The following is a 22,999-nucleotide window of genomic DNA, read 5'->3' on the forward strand; positions in this document are numbered from 1 at the left end:
GCTCCGTTAATTAAACCATGCGCCGAGCGGTAAGGTCACATCCAGCAGGCGGTCAAAGGCAAACCACAGCAAGATCCCCATTACCGCGCCGGAAATCCCCGCCGCCGGGAGGGTGGCGTTAAACAGCATGCCGATCACCATCGTCAGGATAGCGGTTGCAACCGGAAAGCCGAGCCACTCAAAACCCCAGGCGTACATCAGCAGAACGATGACCATCACCAGCAGACGCTGCAGAATACGGCGCGGTGGCCACTCTACGGTATCCGGATGACGGAGCAGCAGGGCCACCGAGCAGAGCAGCATCAGTCCAACAATGCCCATCGGGAAGGGGCGCGGCCCCACCGGTTCATAGCTGTATTCGCTGTGGATCTGCCAGGCGACGAACATCCCACCGACGCAGAGCAGCAGCCAAATCCCGGCAAAAATACGATCGCTCATACCGCCTCCGGTTATTTGGCAAGGCCAAAGGCTTTCGCCTGTTCGCGATAGTCATTGACCTGTTTTTTGACGTACTCATCCAGCGGCTTGCCGCTCAGGTTGAACTCAAACAGCCCGCGCAGATCGCGCTGCTTTTTAAACGCTTCGGTCTGCTGGAGTTTATTGAAGGTTTCGACCCACCACTGATATTCGGCATCGGTCACTTTTGGCCCGACGAAGAAACCGCGGATAATCGGCCAGACCAGGTCATAGCCCTGTTCTTTTGCGGTAGGGACATTCGCCAGTTGGCCCGGCAGACGGTTCTCAGAGAAGACCGCCAGCACGCGGATTTTATCGCCGTTCAGGTAGGGCACCATTTCACTGAGATCGCCAGATACCGCCTGAACGTGATTTCCCATCAGCGCCGTCACCGGTTCGCCGCCCCCTTCAAACGCCACGTAGCGCATCTTGTGAGGATCAACCTTCGCCTGCTGTGCCAGCAGGGCGGCTTTCATCCAGTCCTGGCTGCCGATGGAGGCACCGGCGCCAATCACCACGCTGTTCGGATCTTTTTCCATGGCGGTCAGCAGGTCTTTCAGGGATTTCCACGGTGAATCCGCGCGTACGGCAATCATGCCGTAGTCGGTACCGACGGTTGCCAGCCAGCGCACGTCATCCACGCCGTAGCGGCCAAACTTCCCCTGAGACAAGTTCAACAGCGAGCCACCGGAGAAAGCCACCACCGTGCCGGCTTCCGCAGGGCGTTGTGCGACAATCGCGTTGTACGCAACGGCACCCACGCCGCCGGGCATATAGGTCACGCGCATGGGTTTTGCGATAGCGCCGGTCTCCAGCATGCTGACCTGAATGAGTTTGCAGGTGAGATCGAAACCGCCGCCGGGTTTCGCCGGCGCGATGCACTCGGTGCGGGACGGGGCATCCTGCGCCTGAACGACAGAGGCACTTATCATCAATACGCTTGCAGCAAGAGTCGAAAGTAGTTGTTTTTTCATCGTTTATCCTCACGCCGGAGTTCCGGGAGTACGGGTACGGGTCTTTTTTCTGATTATGTGAACCACCTTGTAGCGGTTCCGTTGCGTGATTGTTAAAACAATAACCTTTCATTTCCCTTTCAATGCGACACCAACTTTACAGGATGTGATATGCGTCTCTTACTCGCGGAAGATAATCGTGAGCTGGCTCACTGGCTGGAGAAAGCGCTGGTGCAGGAGGGCTTTGCCGTGGACTGCGTTTCTGACGGGCGCGCCGCCGACCATCTGCTGCAGGGAGAAAGCTATGCGGTTGCCATCCTGGACATCGGAATGCCCGGCTTTGACGGTCTGGAGGTCGTGCATCGTCTGCGTAAACGCGGTCAGACGCTGCCCGTCCTGTTTCTCACCGCGCGCAGCAACGTGGCGGACCGGGTGAAAGGGCTCAACGCCGGGGCGGATGATTATCTGCCGAAACCGTTTGAGCTGGAGGAGCTTGACGCGCGGCTGCGCGCCCTGTTGCGCAGAAGCGAAGGGCGAACGCAGGAGCGTCAGCGCCTTGGGGAGCTGGAATATGACGACGAAGGCTTTTTCCTGCTGCGCGACGAGCCTCTGTCGCTCACGCCACGTGAACTGTCGCTGCTGAAGGTGTTGATGCATCGCCGGACCCGCCCCGTATCCCGGCAGCAGCTGTTCGATCAGGTGTTTAGCCTGAATGACGACGTCAGCCCGGAGAGTATCGATCTCTATATTCATCGTCTGCGCAAAAAGCTCAGCGGTAGCGGCGTGAGGGTCACCACCCTTCGCGGACTGGGTTATGTGCTGGAGTGCGGCGATGAGGTGGGTTAAGCCGCAGTCGCTTTACCTGCAGCTGCTGCTGTTTCTTGGGCTTCCGTTGCTGTTGCTGTGGGGATTGTCGGCATTTAACAGCTATGTCAGCGCATTGCAGGCGGCCACGCAGGCTTACGACCGCACGCTGTTATCCTCTGCCCGAACAATATCGGAACGGCTGGAGGTTCACGACGGCAGGCTGGGCGTGAATGTACCCTGGGTGGTGCTCGACAGCTTTGAACTCAACATGAACGACCGGCTCTATTATAAAGTGGTCGATCCCGACGGGCGGGTGATCTCCGGCTATGACGATCTCCCCCGGATGCCCCCGGCAACATCCCGTACCACGCTCTATCCGGCGCTGGCCTGGTTTTATCACACCGAATACCGCGGGCAGGCGATCCGTGTCGCGCGTCTGCTGCAGCCCGTCAATGAAGGGAATATCGTCGGCATGGCGGAGATTTATGTCGCGGAGACGCTCCAGTCCCGCCGCTATCTCGCCAGTCAGTTGCTCTTTTCATCATGGGTCTCTCAGGGATTGCTGGTGCTGCTGACCCTGGTGTTGACCGCGTGGTTGTTGCGTCGCGTACTGCGCCCAATGCGCCAGCTCTCTTCGCTGATGGTGCGCCGTGATCCTGGCCTGCTCGCGCCGCTGCCGGAGTTGTTGCCCTGGTCTGAGACCCGGCTGCTGATTGTGGCATTCAACCGCTATATCGACAGGCTGCGCGGCGTGCTGTCGCGTCAGGAACGCTTCAACGCGGATGCCTCGCATCAGCTCAAAACCCCGCTGGCGGTGCTGAAAACCCAGGTCTCCGTTGCCCTGATGCGTCAGGATCCCGCCCTCTGGCAGGAGAGCCTGCGGGCAATGAATGCGACCCTGGATGACACCATTGTACTGACCGAACGGCTGCTGCAGCTTTCCGCGGTGAAGCGTAAGGAGCAGGGGGAGGGCCAGTTTGCGCCGGTGGATTTGGTTCAGGTGGTGCAAAACTGCTGCTTCTCCCGGCTGGCGCAGGCACGCAGTAAAGCGATTGACCTGGGCTATGACGGTCTGCAGCAGCCGGTTATGATCGAAGGCGATGACGTGCTGCTGGGGGAGTTGTGCGCCAACCTGCTGGAGAATGCGATCAAATATACCCCTGCAGAAGGGACAGTGACCGTGTTCCTGCGAACGGACCAGGGCGCCGTTGAGCTGAGCGTGGAGGACAGTGGTCCGGGCATCGAAGAGGACCAGATCCAGCAGGCGATGCTGCCTTTCCACCGGCTGGATAACGTCGGAGATGCCGCCGGGTCAGGGATCGGGCTGGCGCTGGCCGCTGATATTGCCCGTCTGCACCGAAGTCCTTTGCATCTGACGCGCAGCGAAACGCTGGGTGGCCTGAGCGTTAAAATGCGTTTTCTGCTGCTCACGTAAAAAAACACCGGGTATCAAATCGTTACAAACTACTCGCCTGCCGCACGCAGAGTGCTTGATCCCCGGGCGACTCAGGTTAAAATCTCGCGGTTTTGGGACTTCTCTATAAAATTGTGCGGGATCACGACAATGAAAAAAGTGGCATTAGTGGGCTTAGGCCTGATGGTTGTTTCTTCGGCGGCGAACGCCATCAGCTTCAACGGCTCGGCGGGTCAGGATTATACTCACCTCGGCTTTGGCCTTGGGACCGAGACCTCCGGTCTGGCGATGACCGGCGGCTGGACACATAACGATGACGATGGCGATGCGGCAAGCCTCGGCCTGGGTCTGAACATTCCGCTTGGCCCGTTCCTGGCTACCGTGGGCGGTAAGGGGATTTACACTAACCCGAACGACGGTGATGAAGGTTACGCGGCGGCGGTAGGCGGCGGCCTGCAGTGGAAAATTGGCGATAGCTTCGGCCTGTTTGGCGAGTATTACTACTCACCGGATTCGCTCTCCAGCGGTATCGACAGCTATGAAGAAGCCAACGCGGGCGCGCGCTGGACCATCATGCGTCCGATTACGATTGAAGCAGGCTATCGCTATCTGAACCTGGCGGGTAAAGACGGCAACCGCGACAACGCACTGGCTGACGGCCCGTACGTGGGGGTCAGCGCAGGGTTCTAATCACGCCGGCGCGGCATTCTGTCGCGCCAGTTTCTCTCTTCTCCCGACATCCATTTGCGCTATAGTGTTTTGACCATATAAGCGGGAGAACACAATGATTAACGTGGAGATGTTATCCACCGGCGACGAAGTGCTGCATGGACAAATTATTGATACCAATGCTGCCTGGCTTGCCGATCTTTTCTTTGAGCAAGGATTACCGTTAACGCGCCGCAATACGGTGGGCGACAATCTTGAGTCACTGGTGAATGTGCTGCGTGAGCGTAGCGAACACGCCGACGTGTTGATTGTGAATGGCGGGCTCGGTCCCACCAGCGACGATCTCAGCGCCCTGGCCGCCGCGACCGCAAAAGGTGAAGGGCTGGTGCTGCATGAAGAGTGGCTGGCGCAGATGGAGCGTTTCTTCTCCGAACGTGGCCGTGTTATGGCACCCAGCAACCGCAAGCAGGCGGAAATTCCCGCCAGCGCCGAACTGGTCGATAACCCCGTGGGTACCGCGTGTGGGTTTGCCATTACGCTGAACCGATGCCTGATGTTCTTCACGCCGGGCGTACCGTCAGAATTTAAAGTGATGGTCGAGCAGCAGATCCTGCCGCGCCTTCGCGAACATTTTACCCTGCCTGAGCCTCCGCTCTGCCTGCGTCTGACCACGTTTGGCCGCTCCGAAAGCGATCTGGCCCAGAGTCTTGATCATCTCTCCCTGCCACCCGGTGTCTCAATGGGCTACCGCTCCTCCATGCCCATCATTGAACTCAAGCTGACAGGGCCGGCCTCAGAGAAGGCGGCGATGCTGGCGCTCTGGCCGGAGGTGCAGCGCGTGGCAGGTGAAAGCCTGATCTTTGAAGGCACCGAGGGGCTGCCGGCGCAGATTGCGTCGCATCTGCAGTCTCGGCAGCTGAGCGTGACCTTAAGCGAACAGTTCACCGGCGGCCTGCTGGCGCTACAGCTGTCGCGCGCCAGTGCGCCGCTGTTGGCCAGTGAAGTGGTGCCGTTCCAGCAGGAAACGCTGGCGCAGACCGCGCGCTGGGCTTCAGAAAGAAGGGTGAAACATTTTGCTGGCCTGGCGCTGTTTGTGGGGGGGCTGGATGAGGAACATCTCAACTTTGCGCTGGCGACGCCGGAAGGCACGTATGCTTTGCGGGTTAAAATGAGCATTACCCGCCACAGTCTGGCGGTACGTCAGGAGGTCTGCGCCATGATGGCGCTGAACATGCTGCGCCGCTGGCTGATGGGTAAAGAGGTGGCCAGCGAGCACGGCTGGATTAATGTTGTCGAATCGCTGTTTGTTGAGTGATGCCTTTGCCGGGGCGTTTTGCCCCGGCATGGTTTAGCCCAGCGCCTTCGCCAGCAGAGTGATCGGATGCTCGCAGCGCTTGCTGGTAGACATCTCTATCTGCCACTTGCAGGTTTCGCAGTCGGTGACCACGATATCTGCGCCGCTCTCTTCAATCTGGCGAAACAGCGGGGCGCCGATCGCCTGTGACGTTTCGTAGTTTTCTCGCTTAAAGCCGTAAGTGCCCGCGATGCCGCAGCACCGCGAGTCCAGCACCGTCAGCTCCAGCCCCGGAATGAGCCGCAACAGCCCAAGCGTATAGAGCGACCAGCCCATTTTCTCCATATGACACGGTGTGTGATACACCACTTTCAGCGGTAGTTCCCGCAGCGGCAGCGTCTGCCCGCTGTCCAGTTTGCGCCACAGGAAACGCGTCGCCAGCTCAATGTGCTCGCGCAGACCGGTGTTATCCACGTCCAGCAGGTGCGGATACTCATCACGCAGGGTGAAGGTACAGGTGGACGAGGTGGCCAGCACCGGAATCCCTTTATCAACGATGGCCTCGCGCAGGGACGTGACGTTGCTTTTGGCCTGTCTGCGCGCCTTATCGGTAAAACCGTTGGCAATCAACGGCACACCGCAGCACTTCTCTTTATTCAGGAGCTGCACGCCGGTCCCCATCGCGTTGAGTACCTTCAGCAGATCTTTTCCCAGTTGCGGGTGGTTGTAGTTGACATAGCAGCCGTGGAAGAACGCGACCTGATCGGTGTACTGCGCCTGTTCCGCTGCCACGGATGTATACCAGCGTCGGAAGGTACCGTGAGAGTATTTTGGCAGGCTGCGGTGGTGGTCTATCTTCAGCGTCGCATCCAGCAGTTTTCGCACCGGCTTGAGAGACGTTGCAGCATTCACCAGCGGGGCAAAAGGCGTGGAGACACTGCCCATCAGGTCGGTGTGACTCAGGATCGCATCGCGCAGGGACGGCTTTTGCGTGCTGTAACGCGCGCGGGCTCGCTGGATGATATCGCCGATTTTCACGTCCGACGGACAGGCCACTTCGCAACGTTTACAGTTGATGCAGTATTTCAGCGCCTCATCGTACAGCGCACCGTCTTTAAGACGCAGACGCTCGCCGTCAGGTCCGGCCTGTTTCGGGCCCGGGTAGCGCGGATTCACACCGCTGACCGGGCAGACGGTGGTACAAACTGTGCATTTGATGCAGCTTTCAAACCGGGTATCGTTCATTGCTCAGCCTCCATGCGCTGGCCAATTTGCTCTGCCACATACAGCGCCGTGATGGCGCAGACCCCGCCGCCGCAACCCTGAGCGATGGGATCGTATCCCCCCAGAAGAGAGCCAATGGCATAGAGATTACTGACCGGCTGACCAGAAAGTTGCGGGTGCAGTTGCTTATCGACAATCACGCCGAACTGCTGCCAGGGTTGCGGGGTGAAGAAATCACTCTGATACCAGTCCGCGCGGGAGGGCGTTTGCCGGACATCCAGTCCCATAATGGCCTCCTGGATGCCGTCCCGACGGCTCAGCAGCCCGTTGCTGAAGAAACTGCCGCTTGCCAGCACCGCATAACGCGCGCGAAGCGGAATATCAGCGTGATTACGCGTCCAGACTTCGCTCACCGAGCCATCCGTCAGGGTGATTTTTTTCACCTCGTCACCCGCCATCCACACGCCACCCTGAGCGATAAACCGCCGCTGAAGCTGGGTATGCAGGCGAATGCCGGGGACAGAAGGGGGAAGCGTCGGCAGCAGGCCAAGCGAGCAGGACAGGCGATCCGAGAGCCAGCGCCAGAGCCGGTTGTCGCTTAAGCCAAAGCAGGCGGGCATAAACAGCGTGTCGCAACCTTCGGCAAGCGGCCGGAGCGCGGCATACAGCAGCGGCCATTTATCGTCGTTATCGAGAAAACGGGCAATATTCACCGCGCGAAACTCGCTCGGGTTGTCGCGCAGGACGTCAAGCTCAGGAAGCTCTATCTCAGCCGTTTGTGCGTTCACGCCCTGGCGACAGAGCGATGCCGCAGCGAGGTGGGGCTGGAAATCAAGAAAACCGCTAATACCCACGACCAGGACCCGTCCTGCGTTGAAGGGGGCAACAGGCACCTCTTCCGGGCTGAGCCAGGCAGAGCGCAGGGTGCCGAGCGGAGTAACCCGATGATGATTTTTCCGGGCGTTACCCTGCAGCCGTGCGCCGCACTCGGCCAGAAGGGTTTCGGCTTCATGGGCGAAGCGGTCGACGGTGTCTCTGCCCGTCAGGTTATAGGGATGCTCTGGCGGCAGGGCATCGCGATATGCCTCATCCAGCAGATCCAGCGAACCCGACGAGAAGTGCAGTGCGCTCTGGCCCCGGGTGATGATGGCGCAGCGCAGCCCCTGCTTCGTTAGCCTGATACCACAGAGCAGACCCGCCAGCCCACCACCGACAATCACGGTATCAAATTTCATCCTGTTGCTCCTTCTCAAGACCGCACAGCCCCTGGTAGACCCAGCGGGTAAACTCGCTTTCACGCAGGGCATCACCCCAGGCGACAGGCTGAATGCCTTTCCAGCGTTCGTTCAGGAAATCACTGAGTTGTGCCAGCGACTGGGTGGCAGTGGTGGTATGAAAACGTTGTAACAACCCGGCGGCACGGCAGGCGCACAGCTCACCCTGGCAGGTGCCCATGCCCACGCGGGTGCGCCGACGTAAATCAAGCAGGCTGTTGACGGTCAGATTCTCCACGGCGTATTGCACTTCACCCGCCGTGACGGCTTCGCATTCACACACCAGGCTACGGCTCAGCCGTCCTTCCCCCAGCCAGACCGGCGTGCGGTCTCCGTGGCGATAGATGGCGGAACCGCGCAGGGGGGCGGAAAGGGAGATGATTTTTTGCAGCGTTTTCTCGGTGGACTGACGCGAGCCGGGCAGAGGTTGCTCTGCGGTCACACACCGTTCGCTATTACCCAGCTTGCGGCAGACGGCATCGGTTGCCCACTCGGCCATCAGGCGGTAGGTCATCAGCTTGCCGCCGGTGATGGTGATAAACCCGTCCAGGCCATCGCGCGCGGCGTGGTCGAGCAGCACGATGCCACGGCTGACGTTGCGCCCGCTCGGGTCGTTATCGCTCGCCACCAGAGGGCGCACGCCGGCATAGGCGCGAAGAATTCGGGTCTGCGCCATCACGGGAGCCAGCTTTTCCCCTTCGCGCAGCAGGATATCCACCTCGTCGGCGGTCACGCGGTTGTAATCAATCTCGCTATAGTCCACGTGGGTTGAGGTGGTGCCGATAAGCGAAATGGTATCGCCCGGCACCAGGATGTCGGCATCAGAAGGTTTGCGGCAGCGGTTGATCACGTGGTTGTTAATGCGGTGGTCGAGGATCAGCAGCGAGCCTTTTGCCGGGAACATGCGCACAGACAGCTCGGCGTACTCCGCGATGCGTTGCCCCCAGATCCCCGCCGCGTTGACCACCACGGCGGCGTACAGTTCGCCATGCTCCTTATACTGCGTATCAAAAACACGTACGCCGCAGACGCGGTTCCCTTCACGGATAAGCCCGGTCACTTCCTGCCCGGTCAGAACCTGTGCGCCGTGTTCACGGGCGTCCAGCATGTTCGCGGCGGTCAGGCGGAAAGGGTCAACCGTACCGTCCGGGACCTTCACCGCACCGATAAGGGCCGGGTTGACAGACGGTTCCAGACGACGCGCGAGTTCGGGGTCGATGACGTCAGCCTCAATCCCTGCAGCGCGGCAGGCGGTCACAAAGGTTGGCTGAAATGAGAGATCGTCTTCGGGGAGCGTAATGAACAGACCGTTGGTCGGTTCAATGCAGTGGCGGGCAATGCGTCTGAGGATCTGGTTTTCAGCAATGCATTCCCGCGCGGATTCGGGGTCGGTCACCGCGTAACGGGCACCACTGTGTAGCAGACCATGATTGCGCCCGGTTGCGCCCGTCGCAATGTCATGGCGCTCCAGAAGCGTGACGCTCAGCCCACGCAGGGCGCAGTCGCGTGCGATGCCGGCGCCGGTCGCGCCACCGCCAATGATAATCACATCGCTGTAGCGAGGATCGTGAATTGTCATTGTTATCCCTCTGTGTTCGTTTTTTACCATTTAGCCACATCAAAACTGTGGTTTGTTTGATTTCGAACATAAACGAACGAAATTCGAAAGTGAAACGTGATTCCATGCGCTTTTCTGCGCACATTGTCATATTTCTGTAACAATTTGTGCGTTGATTCACAGTAACAATCACCGTGATTTCTTAACATCGCCGCCTCTCTGGAGTGTGGGGCAGTTAAACCCCTGTAAATTCAATACCTGGCCACGGAGGCTGTCATGCTCAGTATCTTCAAACCTGCGCCGCATCGGGCGCGTCTGCCAGAGGCAGAAATTGATCCGCTATACCGTCGTCTGCGTTGGCAAATCTTCCTGGGGATCTTCTTCGGGTACGCGGCGTACTACCTGGTACGTAAAAACTTTGCGCTCGCCATGCCGTATCTGGTGGAGCAGGGCTTTTCTCGTGGCGATCTGGGGTTCGCGTTGTCGGGGATCTCTATCGCCTACGGTTTTTCCAAATTCATCATGGGTTCAGTGTCCGATCGCTCGAATCCACGCGTGTTCCTGCCTGCGGGTCTGATCCTGGCGGCAGCGGTAATGCTGTTCATGGGCTTTGTGCCATGGGCAACCTCCAGCATCGCCGTGATGTTCGTGCTGCTGTTCCTCTGTGGCTGGTTCCAGGGAATGGGGTGGCCGCCGTGCGGGCGCACCATGGTGCACTGGTGGTCGCAGAAAGAGCGTGGCGGCATCGTGTCGGTGTGGAACTGCGCGCATAACGTCGGTGGCGGTATTCCACCTCTGCTGTTCCTGCTGGGGATGGCGTGGTTTAACGACTGGAAAGCCGCGCTTTATATGCCTGCCTTTGGTGCCATTCTGGTGGCGGTTATCGCTTTCGCCCTGATGCGTGACACGCCGCAGTCCTGTGGCCTGCCGCCGATTGAAGAGTACAAAAACGACTATCCGGATGATTACAGCGAGCAGCATGAAGAAGAGCTGACGGCCAAACAGATCTTCATGAAGTACGTCCTGCCCAACAAACTGCTGTGGTATATCGCGGTGGCCAACGTCTTCGTGTACCTGCTGCGTTACGGCATCCTCGACTGGTCACCTACCTATCTGAAAGAGGTGAAGCATTTCGCGCTGGATAAATCCTCCTGGGCTTACTTCCTCTATGAGTACGCCGGGATCCCGGGGACGCTGATTTGCGGCTGGATGTCGGACAAAGTGTTCCGGGGTAACCGTGGTGCGACGGGCGTCTTCTTTATGACGCTGGTGACCATTGCCACCGTGGTTTACTGGCTCAACCCGCCGGGTAACCCGTCAATCGATATGGCCTGTATGATCGTCATCGGCTTCCTGATTTACGGCCCGGTGATGCTGATTGGTCTGCATGCCCTGGAGCTGGCGCCGAAGAAAGCGGCAGGTACGGCGGCCGGCTTTACCGGTCTGTTCGGTTACCTTGGCGGTTCGGTCGCGGCGAGCGCCATTGTGGGCTACACCGTTGACTTCTTCGGCTGGGACGGCGGCTTTATGGTGATGATTGGCGGTAGCGTGCTGGCGGTGCTGCTGTTGATTGTGGTGATGATTGGTGAAAAACGTCATCACGCCGAAATGCAGGCGCGTCGTCAATAAGGAGAAGGCTGATGAAATTAACTTACGTAGCAACGGGCCTGCTGCTGGCGGGCCTGATGACAGGCTCAGCGCTGGCTAACGAGAAAATGGTTATCGCCCATCGCGGCGCAAGCGGCTATCTGCCAGAGCACACGCTCCCGGCAAAAGCGATGGCCTATGCGCAGGGGGCAGATTATCTCGAGCAGGATCTGGTGATGACCCGTGACGACCAGCTGGTCGTCCTTCATGACCACTATCTTGACCGCGTGACGGACGTGGCTGAGCGTTTCCCGGCCCGCGCCCGCAAAGATGGTCGCTACTACGCCATTGACTTTACGCTGGATGAGATTCGTTCGCTGAAGTTTACCGAGGGTTTCGAGGTTGAAAACGGCAAGAAGGTGCAGGTCTATCCGGGACGTTTCCCGATGGGTAAATCTGATTTTCGCATTCATACCTTCGAAGAAGAGATTGAGTTTGTTCAGGGACTGAACCACTCAACCGGGAAAAACATCGGCATCTACCCGGAGATAAAAGCGCCGTGGTTCCACCATCAGGAAGGGAAGGACATTGCCGCGAAGACGCTGGACGTGCTGAAAAAGTACGGCTACACCAGCAAGCGCGACAAAGTCTATCTGCAGTGTTTTGACGCCGCTGAGCTGAAGCGCATCAAAACCGAGCTGGCGCCAAAGAGAGGGATGGATCTCAATCTGGTACAGCTGATTGCCTACACCGACTGGAATGAAACTCAGGAGAAACAGCCCGACGGCACGTGGGTGAATTACAACTACGACTGGATGTTTAAGCCGGGCGCAATGAAACAGATCGCGCAGTACGCCGACGGTATCGGACCGGATTACCATATGCTGGTGGCGGAAGGCTCAACGCCGGGCCACATTAAGCTGACGGCAATGGTGAAAGAGGCGCACGCCAGTCATATGCAGGTTCATCCGTATACGGTGCGTGCGGACCAGCTTCCGGCTTATGCGACGGACGTAAACCAGCTGTACGACGTGCTGTATAACCAGGCCGGGGTGGACGGGCTGTTCACCGATTTCCCCGATAAAGCCGTGCAGTTTTTGAAGTAAAAGAAAAAGGGCCGTAAGGCCCTTTTTTATGTCGCCCGGAGGGGCGGTTTACATCTCAATCTCTATATCGCCTTTTGCCCGGCAGCAGCAGGGCAAAATTTCACCTTCGTTGATGAAGGCCAGCGGTTCGGTCAGCCAGTCCACTTGTCCGGCGACTAAACGGCAGCGACATGAGCCGCAATAGCCTGAGCGGCATTGATACTCCACTTCAACCTGATGCGCCTCAAGCGCAATCAACAGGGAAGGGTGTTCTTCCCGGCACAGCACTTCGGTACCGGAAAGGCTAAGCGTTACGCGGCTCATCAGAGCTGGAAGTCGCTCAGGTCGTCGGTATTAACTTCAGAGTCAATCTGCCCGACCAGATAAGAACTGACTTCCACTTCCTGTGGCGCAACCTGCACGTTATCGGATACCAGCCAGGTGTTGATCCACGGAATTGGGTTAGAGCGGGTCTTGAACGGCAGCTCAAGCCCGCCCGCCTGCATACGGATGTTGGTGATGTACTCAACATACTGGCACAGGATATCTTTGTTCAGGCCAATCATGGAGCCGTCGCGGAACAGGTAGTCTGCCCACTCTTTCTCCTGCTGAGCGGCCAGCACGAACAGGTCATAGCACTCCTGTTTGCACTCTTCGGCAATCTCAGCCATCTCCGGATCGTCTGTTCCGCTGCGCAGCAGGTTCAGCATATGCTGGGTGCCGGTCAGGTGCAGGGCCTCGTCACGGGCGATCAGACGGATGATTTTGGCATTACCTTCCATCAGCTTGCGTTCCGCAAAAGCGAAGGAGCAGGCGAAGCTCACGTAGAAGCGGATGGCTTCCAGTGCGTTAACGCTCATCAGGCACAGGTAAAGCTGTTTCTTCAGCGCGCGCAGGCTCACGGTGACGGTTTTGCCGTTCACGGTGTGGGTGCCTTCGCCCAGCAGATGCCAGTAGCTGGTCATCTCGATCAGTTCGTCGTAGTAGTGCGCAATACCTTCAGCACGTTTCTGGATCTGCTCGTTAGTGACGATATCGTCAAACACCACCGCCGGATCGTTAACGATGTTGCGGATAATGTGGGTGTAAGAGCGAGAGTGGATGGTCTCAGAAAACGCCCAGGTTTCCACCCAGGTTTCCAGCTCCGGAATGGAGATCAGCGGCAGCAGCGCCACGTTCGGGCTACGGCCCTGAATGGAGTCCAGCAGCGTCTGGTACTTCAGGTTGCTGATGAAGATATGCTTTTCGTGCTCCGGCAACGCCTGGAAATCGATACGATCGCGAGAGACGTCAACTTCTTCCGGGCGCCAGAAGAAGGAGAGTTGCTTTTCAATCAGCTTTTCGAAGATGTCATATTTTTGCTGATCGTAGCGTGCCACGTTGACCGGTTGCCCGAAGAACATCGGCTCTTTGAGCTGGTCGTTTTTCGTCTGTGAAAAGGTGGTGTATGCCATGAATTGGAGTCCTGTCTTACGAAATAAAGGCGGGGATATCCCCGCCCTTCATTAGATCTTACATGCGCCGCTTTCGCAGCCATCGTCCTGAATTGACGGTGCCATGTCATCCTGAGCGTCTTCCGCACCATCACGGGTGTTGTGATAGTACAGGGTTTTCACACCAAATTTGTAGGCGGTGAGCAGGTCTTTCAACAGTTGCTGCATCGGTACCTTGCCAGACGGGAAGCGCGTCGGGTCGTAGTTGGTGTTAGCAGAAATCGACTGGTCGATAAACTTCTGCATGATCCCCACCAGCTGCAGGTAACCGTCGTTGTTTGGCATTTCCCACAGCAGCTCGTAGTTGTCTTTCAGCAGCTCGTAGTCAGGCACAACCTGACGCAGGATACCGTCTTTCGACGCTTTAATGCTGACGTGGCCGCGCGGTGGTTCAATACCGTTGGTGGCGTTAGAGATCTGCGAAGAGGTCTCAGACGGCATCAGGGCAGACAGCGTGGAGTTACGCAGGCCGTGAGTCTTGATGGATTCACGCAGCGCTTCCCAGTCCAGATGCAGCGGTTCGTTAGAAATCGCATCCAGGTCTTTCTTGTAGGTATCGATCGGCAGAATGCCTTTCGCATAGGTGGTTTCGTTGAACCACGGGCACGCGCCTTGCTCTTTCGCCAGCTCGTTGGAGGCTTTCAGCAGGTAGTACTGAATCGCTTCGAACGTTTCGTGGGTCAGGTTGTTCGCGCTGCCGTCGGAGTAACGCTTACCGTGTTTCGCCAGCCAGTAGGCAAAGTTGATAACGCCGATACCGAGGGTACGACGGCCCATTGCTCCACGTTTTGCCGCCGGGATTGGGTAGTCCTGGTAATCCAGCAGGGCATCCAGCGCACGCACGGCCAGCACCGCCAGCTCTTCCAGCTCTTCCAGGCTCTTGATAGCGCCCAGGTTGAAAGCAGAGAGGGTGCAGAGCGCGATTTCGCCGTTTTCGTCGTTAACATCTTCCAGCGGTTTGGTCGGCAGGGCGATTTCCAGGCACAGGTTAGACTGGCGCACTGGCGCAACCACCGGGTCAAACGGGCTATGGGTGTTGCAGTGATCAACGTTCTGAATGTAGATACGGCCGGTAGAGGCACGTTCCTGCATCATCAGGGAGAACAGGTCAACCGCCTTAACGCGCTGCTTACGGATGCTGTCGTCTTTTTCGTATTTGGTGTACAGACGCTCGAACTCATCCTGATCGGCGAAGAACGCGTCATACAGGCCCGGAACGTCGGATGGGCTGAACAGGGTGATGTCTTCACCTTTCAGCAGACGGGTGTACATCAGCTTGTTGATCTGTACGCCGTAGTCCATGTGACGAACGCGGTTGCCTTCAACGCCACGGTTGTTTTTCAGTACCAGCAGGCTTTCCACTTCCAGGTGCCACATTGGGTAGAACAGGGTGGCTGCACCACCGCGTACGCCGCCCTGAGAGCAGGATTTTACCGCGGTCTGGAAGTGTTTGTAGAACGGGATACAGCCGGTGTGGAACGCTTCACCGCCGCGAATCGGGCTACCCAGTGCACGGATGCGACCGGCGTTGATGCCGATACCGGCACGCTGGGAGACATATTTCACGATGGCGCTGGAAGTCGCGTTGATGGAATCCAGGCTGTCACCACACTCGATCAGGACGCATGAGCTGAACTGACGGGTTGGGGTACGCACGCCAGACATGATTGGCGTAGGCAGAGAAATCTTGAACGTGGAAACCGCATCGTAGAAACGCTTCACGTATTCCAGACGGGTGTCACGCGGGTAGTTAGAGAACAGGCAGGCGGCCACCAGAATATAGAGGAACTGGGCGCTTTCGTAGATCTCACCGGTCACACGGTTCTGAACCAGGTATTTGCCTTCGAGCTGCTTCACCGCCGCGTAAGAGAAGTTCATGTCGCGCCAGTGATCGATAAACCCGTTCATCTGCTCGAACTCTTCTTCCGTATAGTCTTCCAGCAGATGCGTGTCGTATTTGCCCAGCTCAACCATTTTCACCACGTGATCGTAAAGCTTTGGCGGCTCAAACTGGCCGTACGCTTTTTTACGCAGGTGGAAAATCGCCAGACGTGCAGCGAGGTACTGATAATCCGGGGCTTCACGTGAGATGAGATCCGCCGCAGCCTTGATGATGGTTTCGTGGATATCAGACGTCTTGATGCCATCGTAGAACTGAATGTGAGAACGCAGTTCAACCTGGGAGATAGATACGTTATTCAGTCCTTCTGCTGCCCAGTCGAGAACACGATGGATTTTGTCCAGATTGATACGCTCGGTGGTACCGTCGCGCTTAGTCACCAGCAGACTCTGATTCATGTGGGTTTTACCTGTCCGTGAAATAAAAAATATCCCCCGCTTATCCACAGATCCGTCTTGTGACTAACTCTGTGGATAAATACTACATATAGGGGGTTTGCGATAAGAAAAACGCTATATGGTGAGTATTCTAGTATCGAATCTTTTCAGCACAAGGGTTGATTTTGACGTTAAATTGAGGTTGTCAAAGGGTAAAAAAGGCTAAGTCCTCGTACCGTAAGGCCTGGAAGAGATGTCAATAATTAAGAAAAAAAATTCAAAATTTGATCGAGTGCTGATTTCTTCAACGGGAGGTCAGAATTGCGCAACATGATGTCGCGCAATCTTTATAAGAATAATGGATGACGTCAGTCGTTTTTGGCGGTTGTATGCAACATATAGTTAACATCTACACCCGGTGCGAGTTTGAATTTATCGGTCAATGGATTGTAATGCAGACCGGTGATGTGCTGCTCCTTGAGCCACGTCTGATCAACCCAGCTTAGTAATTCAGCAGGCTTGATGAATTTCTTCACGTCGTGCGTGCCTTTTGGCACCATACGCAGCACATACTCCGCCCCGACGACCGCCATCAGCCAGGCTTTTCCGTTTCGGTTGATCGTCGAGAAGAAGACCTGGCCGCCCGGTTTCACCAGTTTTGCACAGGCGTGAACCACGGACTGGGGGTCGGGAACGTGCTCCAGCATCTCCATACAGGTCACCACGTCGTACTGATGGGCATGCTTCGCCGCATGTTCTTCGACGGTTTCCTGCACATATTCCACCTGCACTCCAGATTCCAGCGCATGAAGACGGGCAACCTGCAGCGGTTCAAAGCCCATATCCAGACCGGTGACGGTGGCCCCTTCGCGCGCCATGCTTTCTGCCAGAATGCCGCCGCCGCAGCCGACGTCGAGCACTTTCTTACCGAACAGGCCGCCGGAACGCTCCGCGATATAGCCCAGACGCAGCGGGTTAATGCGGTGCAGAGGTTTAAACTCACCTTCGAGATCCCACCAGCGGGATGCCACCGCTTCGAATTTGGCAATCTCTTCATGGTCAACGTTGTGAGCTACCGGGGATTTTTCGGCATTCATGGGCGCTTTTACTCCTTATTTTGCAAGACTTCGGAGTATATCAGCCCGCGCGGTTGAATAAAGCTTATTGGTTTACCTCAATCACCGCGGCTGTGTTATAATTTGCGACCTTTGAATCCGGGATACAGTAGAGGGATAGCGGTTAGATGAGCGACCTTGCGAGAGAAATTACACCGGTTAACATCGAGGAAGAGCTGAAGAGCTCCTATCTGGACTATGCGATGTCGGTCATTGTTGGCCGTGCGCTGCCGGACGTCCGCGATGGCCTGAAGCCGGTACACCGTCGCGTACTATACGCCATGAACGTATTGGGCAATGACTGGAATAAAGCCTACAAAAAATCTGCCCGTGTCGTTGGTGACGTAATCGGTAAATACCATCCCCATGGTGATTCCGCGGTGTACGACACTATCGTCCGAATGGCGCAGCCATTCTCGCTGCGTTACATGCTGGTAGATGGTCAGGGTAACTTTGGTTCTATCGACGGCGACTCCGCCGCGGCAATGCGTTATACGGAAATCCGTCTGGCGAAAATTGCCCATGAGCTGATGGCTGACCTGGAAAAAGAGACGGTTGATTTCGTTGATAACTATGACGGCACGGAACGCATTCCGGACGTTATGCCAACGAAAATCCCTAACCTGCTGGTGAACGGTTCGTCCGGTATCGCCGTCGGTATGGCAACTAACATTCCACCGCATAACATCACGGAAGTGATCAACGGCTGCCTGGCCTATATTGAGGATGAAGACATCAGCATTGAAGGGCTGATGGAACACATCCCGGGTCCAGACTTCCCGACGGCGGCGATCATCAACGGTCGTCGTGGTATTGAAGAAGCGTACCGCACCGGACGTGGCAAGATTTATATCCGTGCCCGCGCCGAAGTGGAAGCGGACGCCAAAACCGGCCGTGAAACCATCATTGTTCACGAGATCCCGTATCAGGTGAACAAAGCGCGTCTGATTGAAAAAATCGCCGAGCTGGTAAAAGAAAAACGTGTTGAAGGCATCAGCGCGCTGCGTGACGAATCTGATAAAGACGGCATGCGCATCGTGATTGAAATCAAACGCGACGCGGTGGGCGAGGTTGTACTGAACAACCTGTATTCCCAGACTCAGCTCCAGGTCTCCTTCGGTATCAACATGGTTGCATTGCACCATGGTCAGCCGAAGATCATGAACCTGAAAGATATTCTGAGCGCGTTTGTGCGTCACCGCCGTGAAGTGGTGACTCGCCGTACTATTTTCGAACTGCGTAAAGCCCGCGACCGTGCGCATATCCTTGAAGCGCTGGCCGTTGCACTGGCAAACATCGACCCAATCATTGAGTTGATTCGCCGTGCACCAACCCCTGCGGAAGCGAAAGCGTCTCTGATTGCCCGTCCGTGGGATCTGGGCAACGTGGCCGCCATGCTGGAACGCGCTGGCGACGATGCTGCGCGTCCTGAATGGCTGGAGCCTGAGTTCGGCGTGCGTGACGGTCAGTACTACCTGACTGAACAGCAGGCCCAGGCGATTCTGGATCTGCGTCTGCAGAAACTGACCGGCCTTGAGCACGAAAAACTGCTCGACGAATACAAAGAACTGCTGGAACAGATTGCCGAGCTGCTGCATATCCTGGGTAGCGCAGAGCGCCTGATGGAAGTGATCCGTGAAGAGCTGGAACTGGTCCGCGATCAGTTCGGCGATGAGCGTCGCACCGAAATCACGGCGAACAGCTCTGATATCAACATTGAAGATCTGATCAACCGCGAAGATGTGGTGGTCACCCTGTCTCACCAGGGCTATGTGAAGTATCAGCCGCTGACCGACTACGAAGCACAGCGTCGTGGCGGTAAAGGCAAATCGGCAGCACGTATTAAAGAAGAAGACTTTATTGACCGTCTGCTGGTGGCAAACACCCATGACACGATCCTCTGCTTCTCAAGCCGTGGTCGTCTGTACTGGATGAAGGTCTATCAGCTGCCAGAAGCGAGCCGTGGTGCGCGTGGTCGTCCAATCGTGAACCTGCTGCCGCTGGAAGCGAACGAACGTATCACCGCGATTCTGCCGGTACGTGAGTACGAAGAAGGCGTGAACGTCTTTATGGCGACCGCCAGCGGTACCGTGAAGAAAACCGCGCTGACCGAATTCAGCCGTCCACGTTCTGCCGGTATCATCGCGGTGAACCTGAACGACGGTGACGAACTGATTGGCGTTGACCTCACCTCCGGTTCCGATGAAGTGATGCTGTTCTCCGCCGCCGGTAAAGTGGTGCGCTTCAAAGAGAACGCGGTTCGTGCGATGGGCCGTACTGCAACAGGTGTTCGTGGTATCAAACTGGCCGGTGAAGATACCGTCGTTTCCCTGATCGTTCCGCGCGGTGAAGGTGCTATCCTGACCGTCACGCAGAACGGCTACGGTAAACGTACTGCCGAAAGCGAATACCCGACCAAGTCTCGTGGCACGCAGGGCGTAATCTCTATCAAGGTTACCGAGCGCAACGGATCCGTTGTGGGCGCGGTACAGGTAGACGATGCCGACCAGATCATGATGATCACGGATGCCGGTACGCTGGTGCGTACACGCGTATCTGAGATCAGCGTGGTTGGCCGTAATACTCAGGGTGTGATCCTCATCCGTACCGCGGAAGATGAAAACGTCGTGGGTCTGCAGCGTGTAGCTGAGCCTGTGGATGACGAAGAGCTCGACTCCATCGACGGTAGCGTCGCAGAAGGTGATGATGAAATCGCACCAGAAGCCGATACCGAAGATGATGCAGCGGATGACGCTGACGAGTAATGTCTCCTGATGCAAAAAGGGCCGGTTTCCGGCCCTTTTCTTTTGCACAAGCAGATAAGTGAACGTTGCGACAAGGCGCGTTTACCGCTACCTTAACCACATTCTTTTTGACCCCGACGGCGGAGCCTCGCCCCTTTGAAATACCTCGTCTCCTTTCGTACCACGCTGAAAGTCTCTCGCTATCTGTTTCGGGCGCTGGCGCTCTTGCTTTGGTTGCTGGTGGCATTATTGTCGGTGTTTTACATCGTTAACGCCCTTCATCAGAAAGAAGCGGAGATCCGCCAGGAGTTTAACTTAAGCTCCGATCAGGCACAGCGCTATATTCAGCGAACGTCCGACGTGATGAAGGAGCTGAAGTACATTGCCGAGAATCGCCTGACCGCGGAAAACGGCATTCTTGCCATCCGAGGGCGTAATGACAAAACCGAAGTACCGAATTTCGAGCCGCTGTTTCCGGATTCCGATTGCTCTGCGATGGGCAGCACCTGGCGCGGTTCACTGGAGTCGCTCTCCTGGTTTATGCGCTACTGGCGTGACAACTTTTCCGCCGCCTATGATCTGAACCGCGTCTTCCTGATTGGCAGTGAAAATCTCTGCATGGCCGACTTTGGCCTGCGCGATGTGCCCGTTGAGCGCGATGATGCGCTGAAAAGCCTGCACGAACGTATTGTGAAATATCGCAATGCGCCGCAGGACGAGCGCGGGAATAACATCTTCTGGATAAGCCAGGGGCCACGCATGGGCGTGGGCTATTTCTACGCCCTCACGCCGGTCTATCTGGGCAATCGTCTGCAGGCGCTGCTGGGGATTGAACAGACCATTCGCATGGAAAACTTCTTCACGCCGGGCAGTCTGCCGATGGGCGTGACCATTCTGGATGAAAACGGACATACCCTGATCTCACTCGCCGGTCCGGATAATCGACTGAACGTCGATCCGCACTGGATGCAGGAGCGGTCGTGGTTTGGCTATACCTCAGGCTTCCGTGAGCTGGTGCTTAAAAAGAGCTTGCCGCCTTCGTCGCTGAGTATTGTCTATTCGCTGCCCGTGGATATGGTGCTTGAGCGGATCCGCATTCTTATCATGAACGCGATTTTGCTGAACCTGCTGGCCGGGGGGGCGCTGTTTACCCTGGCGCGAATGTATGAGCGCAAAATCTTTATACCCGCCGAAAGCGACGCCCAGCGGCTGGAAGAGCACGAGCAGTTTAACCGCAAGATTGTCGCCTCGGCGCCGGTGGGGATCTGCATCCTGCGCACGCAGGACGGGACCAATATCCTCAGTAACGAGCTGGCGCATAACTACCTGAACATGCTGACGCATGAGGACCGACAGAGGCTGACGCAGATTATCTGTGGCCAGCAGGTGAACTTCGTTGACGTGCTGACCAGCACGCACACGAACCTGCAAATCAGCTTTGTGCACTCCCGCTATCGTAATGAGAACGTGGCAATTTGCGTCCTGGTAGACGTCTCGGCGCGTGTGAAGATGGAAGAGTCCCTGCAGGAGATGGCGCAGGCCGCCGAGCAGGCCAGCCAGTCAAAATCCATGTTCCTCGCCACCGTCAGCCACGAATTGCGTACCCCGCTGTACGGGATTATCGGTAACCTTGATCTTCTGCAGACCAAAGAGCTGCCGAAAGGGGTCGATCGCCTGGTGACGGCGATGAATAACTCCTCCAGCCTGCTGCTGAAAATCATCAGCGATATTCTCGATTTCTCCAAAATTGAGTCGGAGCAGCTGAAAATTGAGCCGCGGGAGTTCTCTCCGCGCGAGGTGATGAACCACATCAGCGCCAACTATCTGCCGCTGGTGGTGCGTAAACAGCTGGGCCTCTACTGCTTTATTGAGCCGGACGTGCCGCTGACGCTGCATGGCGATCCGATGCGTCTGCAGCAGGTCATTTCTAACCTGCTCAGTAACGCCATTAAATTTACCGATATCGGCTGCATTGTGTTGCATGTGTGCCGGGCAGGGGACTACCTGAGTATTCGCGTGCGTGATACCGGCGTGGGTATCCCGGCGAAGGAAGTGGTGCGTCTGTTTGACCCGTTCTTCCAGGTCGGTACCGGCGTACAGCGTAACTTCCAGGGGACCGGGTTGGGTCTGGCGATCTGTGAGAAGCTCGTGAGCATGATGGACGGCGATATCTCCGTTGATACCGAGCCAGGCATGGGCAGCCAGTTTACTATCCGCATTCCGCTCTATTCTGCCCAGTACCCGGCAAAAGCGGTGGTGGATGGGCTAAGCGATAAGCGCTGCTGGCTGGCAGTACACAATGCCTCACTGAATGATTACCTGACGGCGCTTCTTACCCACAGCGGCGTGCGCGTGTCCCGCTATGAAGGGCAAACGCCGGATGTCGACGACGTGCTGATCACCGACGAGGTGCTGGAGCAACCCTGGCAGGGCAGAGGGGTGGTTCACTTCTGCCGTCGTCATATCGGTATTCCGGTCGAACGAGCTCCGGGTGAATGGGTGCACAGCGTGGCGACGCCGCATGAGCTCATGAGCCTGCTGGCACGTATTTACAGCGTGCAGCTGGAAGATAGCGACGGGGCGACGGAGTTGCCGTCACCGGATGCGCTGGCATCGCTGAATGACGATATGATGATTCTGGTGGTGGATGACCATCCGATTAACCGTCGCCTGCTGGCAGACCAGCTGGGTTCGCTTGGCTATCAGTGCAAAACCGCCAATGACGGCGTGGATGCGCTGAACGTGCTGAGTAAAAACCACATTGATATCGTTCTTAGCGACGTCAACATGCCGAATATGGATGGCTACCGTCTGACGCAGCGTATACGCCAGCTTGGCCTGACGTTGCCGGTCGTGGGCGTGACGGCGAATGCGCTGGCGGAAGAGAAACAGCGCTGTCTGGAGTCAGGGATGGACAGTTGTCTGTCGAAACCGGTGACGCTGGACGTCCTGAAACAGACGATTTCCGTGTATGCGGAACGGGTCAGAAAAGCGAGAGTATAAAAAAAGGCCCGTCAGGGCCTTTTTTGTTGTTTCCCTCACACGCCGG

Annotated in this window: 17 protein-coding genes; 8 read left to right on the plus strand and 9 right to left on the minus strand. The window is 56.9% G+C overall.

The window, feature by feature from the left end:
- Nucleotides 1–6: 6 nt before the first annotated feature.
- Together AAIR21_RS16845 and AAIR21_RS16850 are read right to left on the minus strand one after the other, a co-directional pair.
- Nucleotides 7–438, minus strand: a complete 432-nt coding sequence (locus AAIR21_RS16845; protein ID WP_020883153.1) for a tripartite tricarboxylate transporter TctB family protein — start codon at nt 436–438, stop codon at nt 7–9.
- Between the two features lie 11 nt (nt 439–449).
- A complete protein-coding gene (locus AAIR21_RS16850; RefSeq protein WP_014170977.1) occupies nt 450–1,430 on the minus strand; it encodes a Bug family tripartite tricarboxylate transporter substrate binding protein in 981 nt (326 codons plus the stop codon).
- A 150-nt stretch (nt 1,431–1,580) separates the two neighbouring features.
- Here AAIR21_RS16850 and tctD point away from each other — a divergent pair, with 150 nt between their 5' ends.
- The 4 genes from tctD to AAIR21_RS16870 all read left to right on the plus strand — a co-directional run bounded on the left by tctD (nt 1,581) and on the right by AAIR21_RS16870 (nt 5,614).
- On the plus strand, nt 1,581–2,255 hold the full coding sequence (gene tctD, locus AAIR21_RS16855; RefSeq protein WP_014170976.1) for a transcriptional regulator TctD: 675 nt from the start codon (nt 1,581–1,583) through the stop codon (nt 2,253–2,255).
- Nucleotides 2,242–3,651: a sensor histidine kinase gene (locus AAIR21_RS16860; protein WP_050737129.1), complete on the plus strand. Its 1,410-nt coding sequence runs from the start codon at nt 2,242–2,244 to the stop codon at nt 3,649–3,651. Before tctD ends, AAIR21_RS16860 begins: the two co-directional genes overlap by 14 nt.
- A gap of 129 nt (nt 3,652–3,780) precedes the next feature.
- Nucleotides 3,781–4,320, plus strand: a complete 540-nt coding sequence (locus tag AAIR21_RS16865; protein ID WP_020883156.1) for a YfaZ family outer membrane protein — start codon at nt 3,781–3,783, stop codon at nt 4,318–4,320.
- A 94-nt stretch (nt 4,321–4,414) separates the two neighbouring features.
- Nucleotides 4,415–5,614, plus strand: coding sequence for a nicotinamide mononucleotide deamidase-related protein YfaY (locus tag AAIR21_RS16870; RefSeq protein ID WP_183516130.1), 1,200 nt, complete (start codon nt 4,415–4,417; stop codon nt 5,612–5,614).
- Between the two features lie 33 nt (nt 5,615–5,647).
- Here the strand turns inward: AAIR21_RS16870 and glpC are convergent, their stop codons facing one another.
- Genes glpC through glpA form a run of 3 tightly spaced genes read right to left on the minus strand, consistent with a single transcriptional unit; the run spans nt 5,648 to nt 9,670 of the window.
- Entirely contained in the window at nt 5,648–6,838 is a 1,191-nt protein-coding gene (gene glpC / locus AAIR21_RS16875; protein ID WP_183516131.1) for an anaerobic glycerol-3-phosphate dehydrogenase subunit GlpC, read from the minus strand.
- The gene (gene glpB, locus AAIR21_RS16880) at nt 6,835–8,052 is read right to left on the minus strand and encodes a glycerol-3-phosphate dehydrogenase subunit GlpB (RefSeq protein WP_183516132.1); all 1,218 of its coding nucleotides are present in this window, start codon (nt 8,050–8,052) and stop codon (nt 6,835–6,837) included. Before glpB ends, glpC begins: the two co-directional genes overlap by 4 nt.
- Nucleotides 8,042–9,670 (minus strand): anaerobic glycerol-3-phosphate dehydrogenase subunit A, encoded by a 1,629-nt coding sequence (glpA, locus tag AAIR21_RS16885; protein ID WP_032678599.1) that lies wholly within the window; start codon nt 9,668–9,670, stop codon nt 8,042–8,044. Before glpA ends, glpB begins: the two co-directional genes overlap by 11 nt.
- A gap of 255 nt (nt 9,671–9,925) precedes the next feature.
- On the opposite strand from glpA, the gene glpT reads away from it, so the two are divergent.
- Together glpT and glpQ are read left to right on the plus strand one after the other, a co-directional pair.
- Nucleotides 9,926–11,278: a glycerol-3-phosphate transporter gene (gene glpT, locus AAIR21_RS16890; RefSeq protein ID WP_025203601.1), complete on the plus strand. Its 1,353-nt coding sequence runs from the start codon at nt 9,926–9,928 to the stop codon at nt 11,276–11,278.
- Between the two features lie 11 nt (nt 11,279–11,289).
- Nucleotides 11,290–12,342, plus strand: coding sequence for a glycerophosphodiester phosphodiesterase (gene glpQ, locus AAIR21_RS16895; protein ID WP_047356561.1), 1,053 nt, complete (start codon nt 11,290–11,292; stop codon nt 12,340–12,342).
- Between the two features lie 48 nt (nt 12,343–12,390).
- Here the strand turns inward: glpQ and yfaE are convergent, their stop codons facing one another.
- The 4 genes from yfaE to ubiG form a co-directional block, all read right to left on the minus strand.
- A complete protein-coding gene (gene yfaE / locus AAIR21_RS16900; RefSeq protein ID WP_014170967.1) occupies nt 12,391–12,645 on the minus strand; it encodes a class I ribonucleotide reductase maintenance protein YfaE in 255 nt (84 codons plus the stop codon).
- The gene (gene nrdB / locus AAIR21_RS16905) at nt 12,645–13,775 is read right to left on the minus strand and encodes a class Ia ribonucleoside-diphosphate reductase subunit beta (protein ID WP_434681643.1); all 1,131 of its coding nucleotides are present in this window, start codon (nt 13,773–13,775) and stop codon (nt 12,645–12,647) included. The genes yfaE and nrdB overlap by 1 nt, the downstream gene beginning before the upstream one ends.
- Before the next feature lie 51 nt (nt 13,776–13,826).
- The gene (gene nrdA / locus AAIR21_RS16910; protein WP_020883162.1) at nt 13,827–16,112 is read right to left on the minus strand and encodes a class 1a ribonucleoside-diphosphate reductase subunit alpha; all 2,286 of its coding nucleotides are present in this window, start codon (nt 16,110–16,112) and stop codon (nt 13,827–13,829) included.
- A 347-nt stretch (nt 16,113–16,459) separates the two neighbouring features.
- Nucleotides 16,460–17,188 (minus strand): bifunctional 2-polyprenyl-6-hydroxyphenol methylase/3-demethylubiquinol 3-O-methyltransferase UbiG, encoded by a 729-nt coding sequence (gene ubiG, locus AAIR21_RS16915; RefSeq protein ID WP_014170964.1) that lies wholly within the window; start codon nt 17,186–17,188, stop codon nt 16,460–16,462.
- Nucleotides 17,189–17,334: 146 nt separating this feature from the next.
- On the opposite strand from ubiG, the gene gyrA reads away from it, so the two are divergent.
- Together gyrA and rcsC are read left to right on the plus strand one after the other, a co-directional pair.
- Entirely contained in the window at nt 17,335–19,971 is a 2,637-nt protein-coding gene (gene gyrA, locus AAIR21_RS16920) for a DNA topoisomerase (ATP-hydrolyzing) subunit A (protein WP_014170963.1), read from the plus strand.
- 135 nt (nt 19,972–20,106) lie between these two features.
- On the plus strand, nt 20,107–22,953 hold the full coding sequence (gene rcsC / locus AAIR21_RS16925; protein WP_014170962.1) for a two-component system sensor histidine kinase RcsC: 2,847 nt from the start codon (nt 20,107–20,109) through the stop codon (nt 22,951–22,953).
- Nucleotides 22,954–22,999: the final 46 nt, after the last annotated feature.

This window comes from Enterobacter sp. PTB (genome assembly GCF_051130085.1).
Lineage (GTDB): Bacteria > Pseudomonadota > Gammaproteobacteria > Enterobacterales > Enterobacteriaceae > Enterobacter > Enterobacter ludwigii.

Excerpts from the sequence above, each read along its gene's own strand:
- glpT (WP_025203601.1), top strand. The coding sequence starts at position 9,926 with ATGCTCAGTATCTTCAAACCTGCGCCGCATCGGGCGCGTCTGCCAGAG.
- nrdA (WP_020883162.1), bottom strand. The coding sequence starts at position 16,112 with ATGAATCAGAGTCTGCTGGTGACTAAGCGCGACGGTACCACCGAGCGT.
- ubiG (WP_014170964.1), bottom strand. The coding sequence starts at position 17,188 with ATGAATGCCGAAAAATCCCCGGTAGCTCACAACGTTGACCATGAAGAG.
- glpC (WP_183516131.1), bottom strand. The coding sequence starts at position 6,838 with ATGAACGATACCCGGTTTGAAAGCTGCATCAAATGCACAGTTTGTACC.
- gyrA (WP_014170963.1), top strand. The coding sequence starts at position 17,335 with ATGAGCGACCTTGCGAGAGAAATTACACCGGTTAACATCGAGGAAGAG.
- tctD (WP_014170976.1), top strand. The coding sequence starts at position 1,581 with ATGCGTCTCTTACTCGCGGAAGATAATCGTGAGCTGGCTCACTGGCTG.
- AAIR21_RS16860 (WP_050737129.1), top strand. The coding sequence starts at position 2,242 with ATGAGGTGGGTTAAGCCGCAGTCGCTTTACCTGCAGCTGCTGCTGTTT.
- glpQ (WP_047356561.1), top strand. The coding sequence starts at position 11,290 with ATGAAATTAACTTACGTAGCAACGGGCCTGCTGCTGGCGGGCCTGATG.
- glpB (WP_183516132.1), bottom strand. The coding sequence starts at position 8,052 with ATGAAATTTGATACCGTGATTGTCGGTGGTGGGCTGGCGGGTCTGCTC.
- AAIR21_RS16845 (WP_020883153.1), bottom strand. The coding sequence starts at position 438 with ATGAGCGATCGTATTTTTGCCGGGATTTGGCTGCTGCTCTGCGTCGGT.
- nrdB (WP_434681643.1), bottom strand. The coding sequence starts at position 13,775 with ATGGCATACACCACCTTTTCACAGACGAAAAACGACCAGCTCAAAGAG.
- glpA (WP_032678599.1), bottom strand. The coding sequence starts at position 9,670 with ATGACAATTCACGATCCTCGCTACAGCGATGTGATTATCATTGGCGGT.
- yfaE (WP_014170967.1), bottom strand. The coding sequence starts at position 12,645 with ATGAGCCGCGTAACGCTTAGCCTTTCCGGTACCGAAGTGCTGTGCCGG.
- AAIR21_RS16870 (WP_183516130.1), top strand. The coding sequence starts at position 4,415 with ATGATTAACGTGGAGATGTTATCCACCGGCGACGAAGTGCTGCATGGA.
- AAIR21_RS16850 (WP_014170977.1), bottom strand. The coding sequence starts at position 1,430 with ATGAAAAAACAACTACTTTCGACTCTTGCTGCAAGCGTATTGATGATA.
- AAIR21_RS16865 (WP_020883156.1), top strand. The coding sequence starts at position 3,781 with ATGAAAAAAGTGGCATTAGTGGGCTTAGGCCTGATGGTTGTTTCTTCG.